This window comes from Phytoactinopolyspora halotolerans, from assembly GCF_010550675.1.
Classification (GTDB): Bacteria; Actinomycetota; Actinomycetes; order Jiangellales; family Jiangellaceae; genus Phytoactinopolyspora; species Phytoactinopolyspora halotolerans.
In genome coordinates this window covers 74,188-90,500 of sequence record NZ_JAAGOA010000014.1, presented here as the reverse complement: position 1 = coordinate 90,500, position 16,313 = coordinate 74,188, and the positions used below count along the sequence as shown (strand labels likewise).

General features: G+C 68.9%; 16 protein-coding genes. 8 read left to right on the top strand and 8 right to left on the bottom strand.

The annotated features are described in order from the left end of the window. Positions 1 to 44 precede the first annotated feature (44 nt). Positions 45 to 860 carry a pyrimidine reductase family protein gene (locus G1H10_RS19395; protein WP_216853442.1) on the top strand — a complete coding sequence of 272 codons (816 nt, stop codon included), beginning with the start codon at positions 45 to 47 and terminating at the stop codon, positions 858 to 860. Here G1H10_RS19395 and G1H10_RS19390 read toward each other — a convergent pair. Continuing rightward, entirely contained in the window at positions 827 to 1,897 is a 1,071-nt protein-coding gene (locus G1H10_RS19390) for an ATP-dependent DNA ligase (RefSeq protein WP_163740805.1), read from the bottom strand. The two genes, G1H10_RS19395 and G1H10_RS19390, sit on opposite strands and share 34 nt — an antisense overlap. A 222-nt stretch (positions 1,898 to 2,119) precedes the next feature. Between G1H10_RS19390 and G1H10_RS19385 the strand changes: the two genes are divergently transcribed. The 7 genes from G1H10_RS19385 to G1H10_RS19355 all read left to right on the top strand — a co-directional run bounded on the left by G1H10_RS19385 (position 2,120) and on the right by G1H10_RS19355 (position 8,850). Beyond that, the gene (locus tag G1H10_RS19385) at positions 2,120 to 2,662 is read left to right on the top strand and encodes a putative universal stress family protein (protein ID WP_163740803.1); all 543 of its coding nucleotides are present in this window, start codon (positions 2,120 to 2,122) and stop codon (positions 2,660 to 2,662) included. 14 nt (positions 2,663 to 2,676) lie between these two features. Then, a complete protein-coding gene (gene ligD, locus G1H10_RS19380; protein WP_163740801.1) occupies positions 2,677 to 3,726 on the top strand; it encodes a non-homologous end-joining DNA ligase in 1,050 nt (349 codons plus the stop codon). Between the two features lie 59 nt (positions 3,727 to 3,785). Beyond that, positions 3,786 to 4,196, top strand: a complete 411-nt coding sequence (msrB, locus tag G1H10_RS19375) for a peptide-methionine (R)-S-oxide reductase MsrB (RefSeq protein WP_163740799.1) — start codon at positions 3,786 to 3,788, stop codon at positions 4,194 to 4,196. 154 nt (positions 4,197 to 4,350) lie between these two features. Then, the gene (locus G1H10_RS34625) at positions 4,351 to 5,598 is read left to right on the top strand and encodes a sensor histidine kinase (RefSeq protein WP_216853441.1); all 1,248 of its coding nucleotides are present in this window, start codon (positions 4,351 to 4,353) and stop codon (positions 5,596 to 5,598) included. A gap of 95 nt (positions 5,599 to 5,693) precedes the next feature. Next, the gene (locus G1H10_RS19365) at positions 5,694 to 6,953 is read left to right on the top strand and encodes an ABC transporter substrate-binding protein (protein ID WP_163740794.1); all 1,260 of its coding nucleotides are present in this window, start codon (positions 5,694 to 5,696) and stop codon (positions 6,951 to 6,953) included. Between the two features lie 164 nt (positions 6,954 to 7,117). Beyond that, a complete protein-coding gene (locus tag G1H10_RS19360) occupies positions 7,118 to 7,930 on the top strand; it encodes a carbohydrate ABC transporter permease (protein WP_163741009.1) in 813 nt (270 codons plus the stop codon). Beyond that, complete coding sequence (locus G1H10_RS19355) at positions 7,927 to 8,850, top strand: carbohydrate ABC transporter permease (RefSeq protein ID WP_163740792.1); 924 nt, start codon at positions 7,927 to 7,929, stop codon at positions 8,848 to 8,850. Before G1H10_RS19360 ends, G1H10_RS19355 begins: the two co-directional genes overlap by 4 nt. A 10-nt stretch (positions 8,851 to 8,860) precedes the next feature. Here the strand turns inward: G1H10_RS19355 and G1H10_RS19350 are convergent, their stop codons facing one another. The 7 genes from G1H10_RS19350 to G1H10_RS19320 all read right to left on the bottom strand — a co-directional run bounded on the left by G1H10_RS19350 (position 8,861) and on the right by G1H10_RS19320 (position 16,190). Continuing rightward, the gene (locus tag G1H10_RS19350) at positions 8,861 to 9,682 is read right to left on the bottom strand and encodes a cytochrome d ubiquinol oxidase subunit II (RefSeq protein ID WP_174264506.1); all 822 of its coding nucleotides are present in this window, start codon (positions 9,680 to 9,682) and stop codon (positions 8,861 to 8,863) included. Between the two features lie 3 nt (positions 9,683 to 9,685). Beyond that, positions 9,686 to 11,008 (bottom strand): cytochrome ubiquinol oxidase subunit I, encoded by a 1,323-nt coding sequence (locus G1H10_RS19345; protein WP_163740791.1) that lies wholly within the window; start codon positions 11,006 to 11,008, stop codon positions 9,686 to 9,688. A gap of 16 nt (positions 11,009 to 11,024) precedes the next feature. Next, on the bottom strand, positions 11,025 to 11,276 hold the full coding sequence (locus G1H10_RS19340) for a hypothetical protein (RefSeq protein WP_163740789.1): 252 nt from the start codon (positions 11,274 to 11,276) through the stop codon (positions 11,025 to 11,027). Then, a complete protein-coding gene (locus tag G1H10_RS19335; RefSeq protein WP_163741005.1) occupies positions 11,273 to 13,453 on the bottom strand; it encodes an MMPL family transporter in 2,181 nt (726 codons plus the stop codon). The genes G1H10_RS19340 and G1H10_RS19335 overlap by 4 nt, the downstream gene beginning before the upstream one ends. 202 nt (positions 13,454 to 13,655) lie before the next feature. Further along, positions 13,656 to 14,075, bottom strand: coding sequence for an HNH endonuclease signature motif containing protein (locus G1H10_RS19330; RefSeq protein ID WP_163740787.1), 420 nt, complete (start codon positions 14,073 to 14,075; stop codon positions 13,656 to 13,658). Next, entirely contained in the window at positions 13,994 to 15,037 is a 1,044-nt protein-coding gene (locus G1H10_RS19325; protein WP_163740785.1) for a DUF222 domain-containing protein, read from the bottom strand. Before G1H10_RS19325 ends, G1H10_RS19330 begins: the two co-directional genes overlap by 82 nt. Positions 15,038 to 15,224: 187 nt before the next feature. Beyond that, on the bottom strand, positions 15,225 to 16,190 hold the full coding sequence (locus tag G1H10_RS19320) for a glycosyltransferase (RefSeq protein WP_163741003.1): 966 nt from the start codon (positions 16,188 to 16,190) through the stop codon (positions 15,225 to 15,227). Between the last annotated feature and the right edge of the window lie 123 nt (positions 16,191 to 16,313).

The following is a 16,313-nucleotide window of genomic DNA, read 5'->3' as shown; positions in this document are numbered from 1 at the left end:
TACGGGCCGCACCGCGCGCGGTTCGCGTCTGGTGAAATCGTCCTGTGCAGCTCATCTACCCGACACCGGATCCGGCCGCCGACGGCGCGCGCGATCTCGGCAACGCAGCGGACCTTGCGGCGGCGTACGCCTACCCTGACACGGGCGACGGCGTCTGGCTGCGGGCCAACATGGTCAACAGCATCGACGGCGCGGCGCAGGGGCCGGACGGCCGCTCCGGCACGCTATCGACGCCGTCCGATCAGCGCGTGCTGGCGTTACTGCGCGCCCTCGCCGACGTCGTCCTGGTCGGGGCCGGCACCGCACGGGCGGAGCGGTACGGGCCGGTCGAGCCGGATCCCGACTACGCGGAGCTGCGCAAACGGAACGGCCAGCCACCCGCCGCGCCGATGGCCGTGGTGAGCCGCCGCCTCGAGCTGCACCCGTCGTCACCGCTGTTCACCCACGCCACCGAGATGACCGGCGCGGACCAGCGAACGATCGTGTTCACCGTCGAGTCCGCGCCGCCGGAGCGCCGGAGCGCGCTCGAAGAGGTCGCGGACGTGATCGTCGCCGGGGACCACGACGTGCACATGCCGGCCGCGCTGGAGCACCTGGCGGCCCGCGGGCTGCGCCGGGTGCTCTGCGAGGGTGGGCCGCAACTGCTGGCACACGTCGCGCGGGCCGACCTTCTCGACGAACTCTGCGTCACCGTCACCCCGATGCTGACCGGCGGCTACGCCACACACATCCTGGACGGCGCGCCGATCGAGCACAGCCGGTGGGCGCTCGCGCACCTCATCGAGGACGACAGCACGCTGATCACCCGCTGGCTGGCCGACCGGTCTCAGGCGCCGGACAGGACGGATGCGATGTCGTAGCTGACCGGTTCCTCGAGCTGATCGTAGGTGCAGCTGCGCGGATCCCGGTCCGTCCGCCACCGCCGGAACTGCGCGGTGTGCCGGAGCCGAGTGCCCTGCATGTGGTCGTAGGCGACCTCGACGACCAGGTCGGGACGCAACGGCTCCCAGGACAGGTCTTTCCCGGCGTTCCACCGGCTCTGTCCACCCGGCAGCCGGGTCTCCATGTGCGCCTCCTCGCGCGCCCATTCCGCCCACGGGTGGTCGGTGAAGACCTCGTCCCCCATCCGATACGGCGCGAGTTCCTCGACCAGCTCCGCCCGGCGCTTCATCGGGAACGACGCGCTCACCCCGATGAAGTGCAGCGTTCCGGCGTCGTCGTACAGCCCGAGCAGCAACGAACCGATCACGCCGCCGCTCTTGTGCCAGCGGAAGCCGGCGACGACGCAGTCGGCGGTGCGATCGTGCTTGATCTTGGTCAGCACGCGCTCGCCAGGCCGGTAAGTCTCATCCGGCTTCTTCGCGATCAGGCCGTCCAGGCCGGCGCCTTCGAACTGGTCGAACCACTGCTCCGCCTCGGCGAGGTCGTCCGTGATCTGCGTGACGTACACCGGCGGTCCGGCGTCGGCGAGCGCACCGACCAGCGCGTCCCGACGCTGCCGGAACGGCTGCCCCATCAGGTCGGTGTCGTCCAGGGCGAGCAGGTCGAACGCGACCAGGCTGGCCGGCGTCCGCTCCGCGAGCTCTCGCACCCGCGACTCGGCCGGGTGGATACGGTTCAGCAGCCCTTCGAAGTCCAGATGGTCATCGGTGACGATGATCAGCTCGCCGTCGACGACACACCGGGGCGGCAGGTGCTCCAGCGCCGCCTCCACGACCTCCGGGAAATACCGCGTCATCGGACGCTCGTTCCGGCTGCCGATCTCCACCTCGTCGCCGTCGCGATAGACGATGGCCCGGAAGCCGTCCCACTTGCCCTCGTAGAGCTGGCCGGACGGGATCTTCTTGGCGGCCTTGGCCAGCATCGGGGCCACCGGCGGCATCACTGGTAACTGCACGCCTCGTAATCTACCCGCGACCGCCGACAGGTGTGCGGCGACAACCGGTCGACGGCCGGTCGACGGCCGGTCGACGGCCGGTCGACAACCGGTCTCGATTTCCTTACAGACGCCGACGCGGTGGTCACGGCGCCGACCATCCGGCACACTTTGGTGTCACCATGACGTATGGAACTGCGGAACGACGACACACCGCGTCGCCCGACAGCCGGGGAGGTCGCCATGTCGTACAAGGTCGTCGTACTGGTCGAGGAGCCGGTCACCAGCTGGGACGCCCGGCAGATCGTCGCGCTGCATAGCGACTTCTCCGAACCGATCCACTATTACGTGCTCATCCCGGTGGAGGACGCCGCGAGCAGGGTCGAGGCGACCATCGGTTCGCTGGCCGCCAGCGAGGTGATGGGCACCGCCGCGCTCTACCTGGACGAGAGCGACCTGGAACGGGTGCACGAGGAGATCCGTGCCGCCAGCCGGCAGGCGCTCGAAGACTCCGTGCAGGCGTTCAAGGCGTTCAACGTCCGTGTCACCGGGGAGGTCACCGCGACCGACCCACTCGAGCGGCTGTACGCCCTGGTACAGGAGTGCGGCGCCGCCGAGGTCATCATCCTCACCCGGCCGCATCTGGTGGCCGAGTTCTTCCACGTGGACTGGACCACGCGCGCACGGCGTAAGCTCAAGGTTCCAGTGCTGCACCTGCTCGCTCAGTCCGAACCCGACTGGGAGTCGGAGGCGCGGCACCACAACGGTGACGGGACCGATACGTAGGGGATGAACACGCTGTGAGCGAACCGGTCTTCCTGGATGTCGACGGCCGTGAGGTGCGCGTGTCCAACCCGGACAAGGTGTACTTCCCGGAGCGCGGGTTCACCAAACTCGACGTCGTGCAGTACTTCATCGCCGTCGGCGACGGGATCCTGAATGCGCTGCGAGACCGGCCCACGACGCTGGAACGCTGGCCGTCCGGGGTGTTCGAGGGAGCCCGCCTGTCCACCCGGCAGGACAACCGCGGCGACGCCTTTTACCAGAAGCGGATACCGAAGGGCGCGCCGTCCTGGGTGGAGTCGGTCCGGATCACCTTCCCCAGCGGCCGTCCCGCCGACGAGGTCTGCCCGACCGAGCTCGCCGTCATTCCGTGGGCGGCCAACCTGGGCACGCTGACGTTCCACTCGTGGCCGGTGCGGCGCGCCGATCCGGACCGGCCCGATCAGCTACGCATCGACCTCGATCCGCAGCCCGGCACCGACTTCGCGGACGCGGTCAAGGTGGCCTGGGAGGTCCGCGCGCTGCTGGACGAGCTCGGTATGGCCGGTTTCCCCAAGACGTCCGGCGGCCGCGGTGTGCACATCTACGTCCCGATGGAGCCGCGCTGGGAGTTCACCGAGGCGCGGCGTGCGCTGATCGCGTTCGGCCGCGAGCTGGAGCGACGTGCACCGTCCCTGGTCACCATGTCCTGGTGGAAGGAGGATCGGGGCGAGCGGATCTTCGTCGACTACAACCAGGTTGCCCGGGACCGTACCTTCGCCTCGGCGTACTCCGTGCGACCCAAGCCGCGGGCGACCGTCTCGGCTCCGCTGGACTGGGATGAGCTGGACGACGTGGCGCCGGAGGACTTCGACGTGGCGTCCATGCCGGACCGGTTCGCCCAGGTGGGCGACCGGCACGCCGGCATGCACGACAAGGCCTTCTCGATCGAGCCGCTGCTGGAGATGTCCGCACGCGACGAGCGTGACCACGGCCTCGGTGAGCTGCCCTATCCCCCGGATTACCCGAAGATGCCCGGCGAACCGCCCCGGGTGCAGCCCAGCCGCGCCCGCAAGCCGGAGGCGTGAGGTTCGGCCGCGGCCGCGGATCGGGGCATGCGGGCACAGCGTGCGGATAGGCTGGATGTATGCCGTATGAGGTAGAGAAGACCGACGAGGAGTGGCGCGCGGAGCTGTCGCCGGAGGAGTTTTACGTGCTCCGGCAGGCCGGCACCGAGCGCGCCGGCACGAGCCCGCTCGAGCACGCCGACGACCGCGCGTACGTCTACGAGTGTCGCGCCTGTGGTGCGGAGCTGTTCGAGACCGCCACCAAGTTCGACGCGCAGTGCGGCTGGCCGGCCTTCTACGCCCCGCTCGCCGAGGACCGCGTGGAGTACATCGAGGACCGCAGCCTCGGCCAGGTCCGCACCGAGGTGAGGTGCGCACGCTGCGGCTCCCACCTCGGGCACGTCTTCACCGGCGAAGGCTTCCCCACCCCGACGGATCAGCGGTACTGCATCAACGGAGTGGCGCTGCGCCGGGTCGAGCCCGGCAGCTGAGGCCGCAAGCCTTTCCCCCAGAAGTATCGACACTGTCGCGGTCATGACCTCGACGACGTCGGGTCTTCTCTCGGCGGCGCGGCCGCGGCTCCGCCTCGCGCAGTGCCGCAAGTTCCCGCGAGCCGAACGCCGATCGTCGCTACCCTTACACCTTGTGACCGCGGCATCCGGGCATCGCCCCGCTTCCCCCGAGCTGCGGGCACTGCTACCCGGGCTGCTGGCGGCCGACCCCGACGACGATTCTCAGCCGGTCGCGCCGCGACGGTCCGCCCGGGACTGGGTCGTCGACGTCCTGTGCTTCCTGATCGCGGCCGGGATCGGCGCATGGGGGTACGTCGAGCTGCTGCTCGACGAAGGATGGACACCGCTGCGCGTGCTCGACCTGGTCGCCGGGTCCGCGTCCTGCATCAGCCTCTGGTGGCGCCGGCGCCGGCCGATGCAGATCGCGCTCGGCATCACCGCCATCTCGGTATTCGCGACGTCGGCCGGCGGTGCCGTGCTGATCGCGGTGTTCACCGTCGCCGTGCATCGCAGGCTCGCGCCCACCGCCGTCGTCACCGTCGCCAACATCGGCGTCGGCATGCTCTACTTCGCGATCTACCCGGACGACGAACTCCCCTACGCCGGATCCGTCGCGTTCGTCGTGCTGCTGATCACGGCCGTCGCGCTGTGTGGCATGTTCGTCCGAGCCCGCCGTCAGCTGGTGCTCTCCTTGCGTGAACGTGCGGTGCAGGCGGAGTCCGAGGCGCACCTGCGGATCGAGCAGGCCCGGCATCGCGAGCGGGAACGGATCGCCCGGGAGATGCACGACGTGCTCGCACATCGGCTTTCCCTGCTCAGCGTGCACGCCAACGCCCTGAGCTACCGGCCGGACGCCCCGGCCGAAGACGTCGCCCGCGCCTCCGGCGTCATCCGGGAGAGCGCTCACCAAGCGTTGCAAGACCTCCGCGAGGTGATCGGCGTGCTGCGGGCGCCGAGCGCGGAGGGCGAACCCGAAGCGCCCACCCTGGACAGCCTGGCGGCGCTGGTCGAGGAGTGCCGCAGTGCCGGCATGCAGGTCACCATCGAGGACAGCCGTGAACAGGGCGGCGAGACGTTGCCGGCCGCGATCACACGCTGCGCGTACCGCGTCGTCCAAGAGGGTCTCACCAATGCCCTCAAGCACGCCGCGGGCACGCCGGTCACCGTCGGGCTGGGCGGTGCACCCGGCCACGGCCTCACTGTTCGCGTGCAGAACGCCGCTCCGCCTCGCCGGACCGTCTCCGCCGAGCGCATCCCCGGCACCGGCTCCGGTCTGGTGGGCCTCACCGAACGCGTGGAGCTCGCCGGTGGCACGCTCGCCCATGCGGCGACGGACGGCGGCGGGTACGTCCTCACCGCCGCGCTCCCCTGGCCTGCCTAGAAACGGTTCTGCAACGCCTTGTTTTGAGGTGTCTCTTTCGGGAACTAGTCGACCTGACAACCACACGGTCCCGGCTGGCAAAGGAGACGGCTGAGATGAGACGGGATGGCAGAGCATACGTAGCAGCAGCCGGAGCGCTCGTCTTGGTAGGCGTGGCGTGTACGCCCGGCGACGATGACAACGGCGACGGCGAGGGTGGCGAGATCGTGTGGGCGATCGGCGGTGCCGAAGCTCAGCCCGGAGGGGTTCACCAGAGTGTCGCCGAACTCTGGAACGACGAGAACCCCGACAACCCGGTGCGGATCGAACAGTTGCCCGAGGAGGCGGACCAGCAACGCGAGCAGCAGGCCCTGGAGCTGCAGGCCGAAGGGAGCAACTTCGACGTCCTCGGTGTAGACGTGATCTGGACCGGTGAGTACTCCGAGAACGAATGGGTCGAAAGCCTGGAGGACGTTCGTGGCGAGATCGAGGAGGCGTCCATTCCCGGTGCCTTCGAGTCCGCCACCTGGGGTGGCGAGCTGTGGGCTGCGCCGTACAACACGAACGCGGGCTTCCTCTACTACCGCACGGACCTCGTCGATCAACCGCCGGACACCTGGGAAGCGCTGTGTGACCAGGCGGTCGAGGTCAGCCAGTCGGAGGACATCGGGGGTTTCCTCGGCCAGGGTGCCCGCTATGAGGGCTTCGTCGTGAACTGGCTGGAGTACTACTGGAGCGCCGGGGGCGAGTTGTACAACGAGGATCAGACCGAGGTCTTGTTCGACACCGAGATCGCCGCGCAAGCCACCGAGTTCATGGCGGACGCGATGGAGAACGGCTGTTACGCGCCGGGGTTCAACACGGCCCGCGAGGAGGAAGGCCGAAACGAGTTCCAGCAGGGGAACGTCGCTTTCCTGCGGAACTGGCCGTACGTGTACTCGCAGGTGGCCGGCGATGACGGCAGCCCGGCGAACGGCAACTTCGACATCGCGCCGCTGCCCACGTTCACCGGCCAGGGGACGGTCTCCGCGCTCGGCGGTTTCAACAACGCCGTGAGCGCCTTCTCGGACAACACGGAGGCGGCGAAGGATTTCGTCGTCTGGGCGGCCACGAACGAGGAGGCCCAGACGATGCTGGCCACCGAGGGTTCCGTCCCGCCCACCCTGGAGTCGGTCTATGAGGAACTGAGCGACGACCCGGTGATGCAGGTTCTCGGTGAGATCCTTCCGGACGCCAGGCCTCGCCCACCGGCGCCGGAGTGGAACCAGATCAGTGTGGAGATGCAGCAGTCGCTGTTCCCCGCGGTCAACGGTGACGCCGACGTCCAGAGCGCCGTCGAGAGCGTGCGTTCGTATCTGGAGGGGACGGTGCAATGAGCAGGCCGCGATAACGAAGGGAGACCATCGTGGCCGACCATCGTGCCACCGCGGATGATGACGGCGGAATTCTGGTCAACGGAGACAAGCCCCCGCGGCCGAAGCGTGGCGGACTGTCGGAACGCGCACTCGGTCGGCTGTTCGTCGCACCGTCGATCCTGTTGATGGCCGCCGTTGCGCTGTTTCCCGTGATCTACGCGTTCGTCCTCAGCCTGTACGACTACACCAGGCGGCAACGTGAAGGTTTCGGGGGGCTACAGAACTATGCCGATGCCTTCGCCGACGATCGTTTCTGGGGTGCGTTGTGGTTCACATTGCTGTTCACCGTCGCCTCGGTCGCCGCGGAGTTCCTCATCGGGCTGGGCTTTGCCTTGATCATGAACCAGGCGTTCCGAGGACGTGGCCTGACTCGGGCGGCGATCTTGATCCCGTGGGTCATCCCCACCGTGATCGCCGCCCAGATGTGGTTCTTCATGTTCAACGTCACGCCCGGCTTCATCAACACCGTGTTCGGGCTGGGCAACTTCAACTGGCTCGGGCAGGAGGGCTGGGCGACGTTCGCCGTCATCTTCGCCGATGTCTGGAAGACATCGCCGTTCGTCGCCCTGCTGCTGCTCGCTGGGCTGCAGACGATCCCTGGAGACATGTACGAGAGCGGTGTGGTGGACGGAGCGGGTCCGTTCCAACGGTTGTGGTACATCACCCTTCCGTTGCTGCGGCCCGCGATCCTGGTCGCGCTGCTCTTCCGCACCGTCGAGGCCCTGCGCGTCTATGACCTGCCGCAGGTGATGACGGGTGGAGCGTTCGACACCGAATCCCTATCGATCCTCGTGCAGCAGTACGTCGTCCGCACGCCCGACCCCGGCTACGGCGCGGCGCTGTCGACCATCTCGTTCGTGGTGATCCTCGGCATCGGGATGATCTTCGTCTCGTTGCTGGGCCGGGAACTCGTTCTGGAAAGGACGACGGAACGATGAGTGCCGAGCAGAATTCCCCCGAGCAGCGCCGACGGAAGCACCCGGGCAGCTTGGCGTGGCTGCGAAGCGAGCAGGGCGCCGTCCGGACGCGGTCGGTGGGCCGGACCGTGGTGAAGGTCGTCGGGCTGGCCGCCGTACTGTTCTGGTGCCTGTTCCCGTTCTTCTGGTTGATCATGACCAGTCTGAAGCAAGGCGACCGGGCATTGAACAGCCCGGACATTTTCCAGGGGCCGTTCGGACTGGGCAACTACGAGAACGTCTTCGACCAGAACTTCCACCTCAACCTGCGCAACTCACTGGCAATCGCCGGGATGACGACGATCATCTGCATCATCATCGGCTCGCTCGCCGGTTACGCGCTCGCGCGGCTGCCGCTGAAGCGGAAGATCCTGCTGCTGTCCGGGGTGCTGGCCGTGTCGCTGTTTCCGCCCGTCGCTCTTGTCCCACCGCTGTACGAGGTATGGCGCACGGTAGGCCTGCTGAACACCTGGGAAGGCCTGTACCTTCCCTACACGGCCTTCACCTTGCCGTTAACCATCTTCATCCTGACCACCTTCTACGCCTCGATTCCGAAAGACCTGGAAGACGCGGCGCGGGTCGACGGGGCCACGCCGTTCCAGGCCTTCTACAAGGTGGTCTTCCCGCTGGCGGCACCGGGGGTGTTCGCGGCGGCGATCATCATCTTCGTCACGGCATGGAACGAGTTCCTGCTGGCGAACACGTTCGCCCCGCGGAACCCGGAGGTAGCGCAGACGGTGCCGGTGGCGATCGCGGCGTTCACCGGCCAGGTCGAGTTCCAACGACCCATCGGCACCATCACCGCGGCATGTGTCGTCGTGGTCATCCCCATGATCATCGTCGCACTGGTCTTCCAGCGCAGGATCGTCGCCGGGCTGACCTCGGGCGGTCTCAAGGGCTGAGGAGGCTCGGTCAGGGTGTCATGGCGATCCGGCCGCGCGGGTCGTGGCGTGGGTCGGAAACGCGGCGCCCGAACACCCGCCACACCCACACCTGCGCGGCCAGCAGTACCGGCGTGACGGCGACGACGGCCGGGAGGAGCACGTCCAACGTGCGGCCGTCCCCGACGGTTTCGGCGAACGGCAGGGCGCTACCCGCGACCACCACCACGGCCGCGAGCACCGTCGAGGTCAGCACGAACGTCCGCCGCTCCGCCGCACCGCCGAACCATCGCGCGCAGCGCTCCCGCACCGGGCCGTCGAGCCGCAGTCCGCAGAACGCGACGCCATGCAGTGCGAACAGCGTCAGCAAGGCGACGATCGCCGCCACCACCTGCGGCTCGGTCAGCACGCCGTCGGCCTTACCGCTCAGCCAGCCGGCCAGAACCCACGACCAGCCGGCCGCCACCACCCAGCTGCCGGCCGTCACCGCCGCATCGCAGGTCGCCCGCCATGTCCTGGCCGCTCTCTCGTCGCCGCCCAGCCGGCCGCGGAACCACACGCCGGCATCCCGCAGGATCCACCCGGCCAGTATCGCCACGATCAGCGGGAACAGACCGCCGAGCAGGTCACCGTCCAGTGACGGGAACAGCCCGATCAACACACCCGCCGCGGCCACCAGCCAGACCTCATTGCTCAGGAAGAACGGCACGATGGCGGCCACCACCAGGCGCCGCTCACCGGCGTCGCCGGCCAGAAAGGGCAGCAGCATGCCGACCCCGATGTCGCCCCCGCCGAGCACGAAATAGCCGATCGCGTAGAACGCCAGCACGACGACGGCCGCTGTCTCCACCATCGATCACCTCCCGACGAACGTCAGTACGGCGGCCGACGGGTCCGGCCGCTCGTCCCGCCCGGCACCGGTACCGTCGGCCGGCGCGAAGGCCGTCGGAGCTGTGCTCCCCAGCGCGACCGTCGCCGGATCACTGCGCGCATGCCGCACCATCAGCCATCCGGTGACGGCGATCAGCACACCGAACAGGGCGGTGAACGTCACCAGCGACGCCCGCATGGCCGAGTCCGGGATGTCCGAGACGGCGTCGGAGACCGTCAGCATCTCGTAGACCACCCACGGCTGGCGGCCCATCTCCCGGAACACCCAGCCCGCGATCATCGCCACGTACGGCAGCGGGACCATGGCCATCAGCAGCAGGTGCCAGGCGCGCGCCCGAACGATCAGCCACCGTGACGAAGCCAGCAGCGCGTTCAACCCCAGCAGCAGGAAGAGCAGCACGAACACCATGAGCATGACGAGCGCGGCCGCTCGCGCCAGCCCCGGCGGCGCGTACTCCCCGGGCCCGAGCCGCTCGGCCAGCTCGAGCTCCAGCGCCCCGATCCGCGCCGTATCGTGGCTGAACGCCGCGACCTTCATCGGCTGGATGTCGTCCAGCCCGCTGAGCTGGATCCCACCGCTGACCACGACGACGAAGAGGGCCGGCAGGGCGGTGTACACGCCGATCCGCAACGATCGGCCGAACAACTCGGTGTGCGGCGTACCCCGGCGCAGGTGGTACGCGCTGACCCCGGCGACGAGTATCCCGGCGGTCACCAGCGCGCCGGCCAGGATGTGCCAGAAGGCACCGATGGTGCTGTCGTTGGAGAGCACCGCTGCGACGTCGGTCAGCACCAGGGTGTCCCCGTCGAGCTCGGCACCGACCGGGTTCTGCATGAAGCCGTTCGCCACCAGGATCCAGTACGCCGACGCGTACGCGGTCAACGTCACCACCCAGATCACCGCGAGATGCACCCAGCGGTTCAGGCGGCCCCAGCCGAAGATCCACAGGGCCAGGAACGTCGACTCGATGAAGAACGCCACCAGCGTTTCCATCGCCAAGGCGGAGCCGAACACGTTCCCGGCGAAGTGCGTGAGGCCGCTCCACGCCAGCCCGAACTGGAGTTCCATCACCAGCCCGGTCAGGATGCCCATCGCGTAGTTGATGACGTATAGCTGTCCCCAGAACCGGACCATCTGAGCGTGCACCGGGCGGCGCGAGAAAGTGGCCCGCAGCTGCAGGCAGGCCACGAGGGTGGCCAGTCCGAGCGTCAGCGCAACGAAGACGAAGTGCGCGCCGGCCGTCAGGGCGAACTGCAGCCGGGCCAGCTCCACGGTCTCGGGTGTCATCTGGTGAGCCGCTCGGTCACCGGCGGCGGCCCAGGCGCCGGAGCACGCCGAACTCCAGCAGCACGGCCAGGCCGACGCAACCGCCGATCAGGATCGGGCGCAGCCATCCGCGGCCGTCGTCGGAGTCGGCGAACGCCAGCCCGAGCGCTTCCCCGGCCACGACACCCACCACGATCAGCACGACGAGCCGCACCCTCGCCGCCGTGCTGACGCTGCGCCCGGGACGCGAGCCCCAGTCTGCGCCGTTGTTCTCGTGTTCCCAGCTCATCTCGCGTTCTCCTCACGCAGCTCGCGGGTCGCCGGTGCGGATGCGGCGACCACGTCGTCGCGTTCCAACGGAATGCGCGGCAGTATCCGGTCGAGCCAGCGCGGTAGCCACCATGCCCGCTCCCCCATCACGCGCATCACCGCGGGTACCACCAGGCAGCGCACGACGATGGCGTCGAGGAAGACGGCGACGGCCAGCCCCAGCCCGAACTGCTGCAGCATCCGGTCCGGGCTCAGCACGAACGCCCCGAAGACGACGATCATGATGAACGCCGCCGCGGTGATGACACCGCCCGTGGTGGCCAGGCCCTCGCGCATGGCCCGCAACGCGTCACCGGAACGGCGCCACTCCTCGTGCATCCGGGAGACCAGGAAGACCTCGTAGTCCATGGACAGCCCGAAGACGATGGCGAAGATCATCACCGGTACGAACGCCTCGACCGGGCCTGCGGGCACGCCGAACATGCCTTCACCGAAGACCATCGTGACCACACCCAGCGCGGCTCCGATGGTGAGCAGGTTCAGGATCGCCGCCTTCAGCGGGATGAGCACCGACCTGAACACCGCCATCAGCAGCAGCGACGACAGTCCGACCACAACCAGCAGGAACAGCGGCATCCGATCGCTGACCGCGGTGGAGAAGTCCTCGGCCGCGGCGGTCGAGCCACCGACCAGGTAGCGGCCGCCGGTCTGCTCCGCCAGCGTGGGCAGCACGTCCTCGCGCAGCTCGGTGACCAGCTCGCTGGTCTCCTCGTCCTGCGGTGCGCTCGCCGGGAAGACCATGGTGGTGGCGAGCTCCGAGTCCGGAATGTGCTGCACGGGTGTGACACCGGCGACGCCTGGCGTGCTCGCCAGGGCCTGCCGCACGGCGTCGTCGTTCTGCTCGTCGACGCCCTGCCCGAGCACGAACAGCGGACCGTTCACACCCGGGCCGAACCCCTCGGCCAGCAGGTCATAGGCCTGCCGGCTGGTGGAGGACTCCGGGTCGTTCCCCGCGTCGGCGAAGCCCAGCCGCATGTCCAGCACCGGGATGGACAAGGCCGCGAGGGCGACGACGGCGGCGGTCAGCGGAGCCCACGGGCGCCGTGCGACGGCTTCGGCCAGGCGCCGCCAACGATGTCCCTCGTCTTTCCCGGTCCGCTCGGCGTGCTTGATCACGCGTCGCTCGATCCGCCGGCCGAAGACGGTCAGCAGGCACGGCAGTAGCGTCAGCGACGCCGCCATGGTGACCAGGACGGTCAGCGCCACCGCCAAGGCGACCCCCTGAAGCGACCCCAGCCCCAGAGCGAACAGACCCATCAGGGCGATCACCACGGTGACGCCGGCGAAGATGACCGATCGCCCAGCCGTGTCCAGCGCCATCCGGACCGCCTGCCCACGGTCCGCACCGCGCAGCAGCTCGGTCCGGTACCGGGCGAAGATCAGCAGCGCATAGTCGATGCCGACACCGAGTCCGACCAGCATCATCAGCGGTGGGGTGTAGCTGGCGATGGTGGTGAGGTTGGACGCCAGGATCACCACCCCGAGTGTGCTGCCCACCGCGAAGACGGCGGTGATCACCGGCAGTGTCGCCGCCAGGAAGGAACCGAACATGAAGACGAGGATCACCAGCGCGGCCAGCATCCCCGCTCCTTCGGCCGCGCCGCCCTCGGATTCCTCGGCACCGCGGACGGCATCGCCGGTCAGCTCGACCTGAAGGCCGTCGCCGCCGGCGGCCTGCGCCGTGTCGATGATGTCGGTGACCGCTTCGGTCGGCACGTCGGTGGCGCCGGCGTCCAGGGCCACCGTGGCGTAACCGATCGTGCCGTCGGCGGAGAGGGCCTGCTGGGACTCGTACGGACTGGTGACGCCGACGACGTGCGGCAGCGTGCGGACCTCGTCGAGCATCGACGCGATCCGGTCTTGGGTGGCGTCGTCGGCCAGCCCGGCCTCGTCGTGGACGACGATCTGGATGGAGTCGCCCGACTGCTCCGGGGCGTTCTCCTCCATCAGATCGTTGAGTTCTTGCGACTCGGTGCCGGGAAGCGTGTGGTCGTCGTGGTAGTCACTACCGACGGCCTGCGACGCGGCGGTGACTCCGACCAGCACCAACACCCACACCACCAGGGCGAGCCAGTGGTGTCGCTGGGACCATCCGGCCAACCGTTGCAGTCGGCTGGTGCCGGTCGGCGATGTCATGGTCGCCACGATCGAACCTCCTCAACACAGGAGCAGCGCGAGGGCCGCACTGCTCGGACTCTCCCAAGAGTCGCGTGTGAGCAGGGTCGATGTCGTCCGGCCAGGGATGACACTTCGCGTACATCCCGGGTTGCGGCACCAGGTCAAGCCGTACTACGGAAGTTGCGACCACGTCGCCGGCACCGGATCGGTTCAGCGGGTGCTAGAACGGCGGCGTCTCGGTGTCGGCATCGGGATCGGTGCGGGGACGCCGACGCTCCGGTCGGGCGAGGTGGCGGATGGGTCCGACGGCTTCCGGCGGAACCGTGTAGGTGTGTCCGGCCGGGCTTCGCCATCGGTAGCCGCCCCAGTCCAGGTGCTCGATGCTCCAGCCGTGCAATGTCTTGGCGACGTGACATCCGCGGGACAACGGATGGTTGTTCGACGCGCCCGTCGTGCCGCCGTCCTCCCACGGGACGCCGTGGTCGATGTCGCAGACATCCGACGGCGTGTCACACGTGGGGAAGACGCACCGGCTGTCCCGGGCGAGCACGAAGTCCTTCAGCGCACGCGGCGGCGAATACGTCGTTCTGCCGTATTCCAGCAACCGCCCGTCCACCGGGTCGGTGAGCAACCGGCGCAACACCGCGTCCTCGGCGATACGGCGCGCGGCCTCGGCGGGGATCGGCCCGTACCCAACGTGGTGATCGGCACCGTCACGTTCACCGTGGCCGGACGGCCGTGCCGGTGGGCCAGCCGCACCTGTTCCGGCCCGGCGAGCACACCCGTGGCCAAGGCGTTCCACCCGACCTGGCACAGCAGATCGAAGCGGAGCTGGTCCAGGTTGCGCGAGTCGCCTGCCGCGCGCAGCGCACGCGCGCCCGCGTCGACAGCGGTGTACAACGCGGCCAGGTCCTCGGCCGGACCCACCAGCGTCATCGACGCGATCCCGGTCACATCGTCGTCCGGTACCGGCGGGCACACCCGGCGCTTCTTGCGTCCCTCCGCGCGGCGCTTGCGCGCCGTGTCCGGGTCGGCCTCGGACAGCATCCGGTTCAACCGCCGATGCAGCTGCCGCTCGGTCATCCCCGGCGCGTCCTCCAACAGCCGATCCTCGACCTCGGCCTGCAACCACGCATCGTGCAGCCAGGCCACACCGCGCACGATGATGCGCGCCTTGTTCCAGCTGATCCGGCCCTGCTCCAGCGCACGCAGCACCGACCGGTGCTCCTCGACCAGCTCGATCGCCAGCCCGGCATGATTCTTCGCCTCGTTCGGCGTCCAGGTCAGGGCAGGGCTGAGCTCCTGACCCACGGCGTCGGCCCGGTCATGGGTGTGGAACGCGTTGTCGACCTCGGTGTCCTCACACGCCACGCAGAACGCGTAGTTCTCCCGCCCGGACAACTCCTGCACCATCCGCGCCTGCACCGCCTGAAGATGCGCCATCTGCCGCTCGCACGCCACGATCGCGTCGACCACGTCATAGTCGTCCAGCTGTCGCGGCTGACACTCCTCCAACGCCAGACCCAACGCAGGGCCAGGCGCAGTCGCGGCCAAGCCGCGCGTGCCGGACGGCGGTTGCGAGTCAGAAGCAGAGGTAGACATGACCACATGCTATCGAACACACGATCGGATCACTACCTGTTGACGTTCATCTACCCGCGAACACGCCTGATTCCTTACGAGTAGCTGCGGTGATATCTCTCAACGTGCAATGATCGAGGTTTGACGACGGACCGACCACAGCACGACGGCCGCTCACCGTGTGAATGCCATGCCCGGCGGCCGCACGTCACCCAGCGACGACGTTCTCCAGCACCGCATCCCAATCGCTGAGGAAGCGCTCCAGGCCGTACCGTTTCAGCGCCACCTCCCGCGCGGCCAGACCGGCCGTTCGGGCGCCGCCGGGTTCCTCCAGGAACCGCACGGCCGCCTCCGCCAGGCGCGCCGGGTCGGTGGTCACGAAACCGGCCTCCGGCGGCACCGCCACCGGCACCTCGGTGCAGGCCAGCGCCACCACCGGCATGCCCAGGTGCATCGCCTCCAGCAGCGACAGCCCGAGCGACGTCCACCGGTGCGTGTGCACGTAGACCCGGCGCTGCGCCAGCTCGTCGTGCATCCGATCCTGCGGCAGGTCCGGGAACGTCCGGCAACGTCCGGCCGGGAACGTGTACGCGTCCGGCAGCCGGTCAACGCCCATCCCGAAGACGTCGATCGGGACCGCGTCCGCCAGCGGCGCGAGCAGATCGGCGCCGACCGCCCTCCCCCGCCGGACCGGCTCGTTCACCACAACACCCGCGGCGGCCACCTCCCCCGTATACCGGTAGCCGGGGTCGACGATCCCGTGCTCCACGACCGTCGTCGGCGCCTCGCCGCTGTCCCAGACGAGCCGGTTGAAATGGGTGACGTGCACGATCGCGACGTCCTGCTGGTCCGCCAGCGCATGCCGGGTGGTCACCCCGCCGGGCGGCGTGTTGTGCTCGACGTACACCGCCGGGACGTCGCGCCCCGGTTCCCGCCCCAGCCACCGTCGGCACAGTTCGATGTCATCCGGGCGCTGCAGCACCACGACCTCCGGGTCGCGTTGGGCGAGCTGGTGCAGCGGCACCTCCACGGCGCTCTCCGGCCAGCTGAAGGTCCGCGCCCGGCCCAGCCCGTCCGGCCCCCGGTCCCGGGTCACCGGAACGATGTACTCGTGCCCACCGTGCACGAACGCCGTCATCCAAGAGCCGTGCACGTGCCAGACGAGAATCCGCATGCCGCCCCGGTTCCCCGATCCCATGATCACCAACCCTCGCACCCGTCGGCGATGCGTATGGACGGCACGCTGAGGGACGGCGAACGCGTCCGTTTCGCGCCGTTTGTGGAGGCATACAGCGTG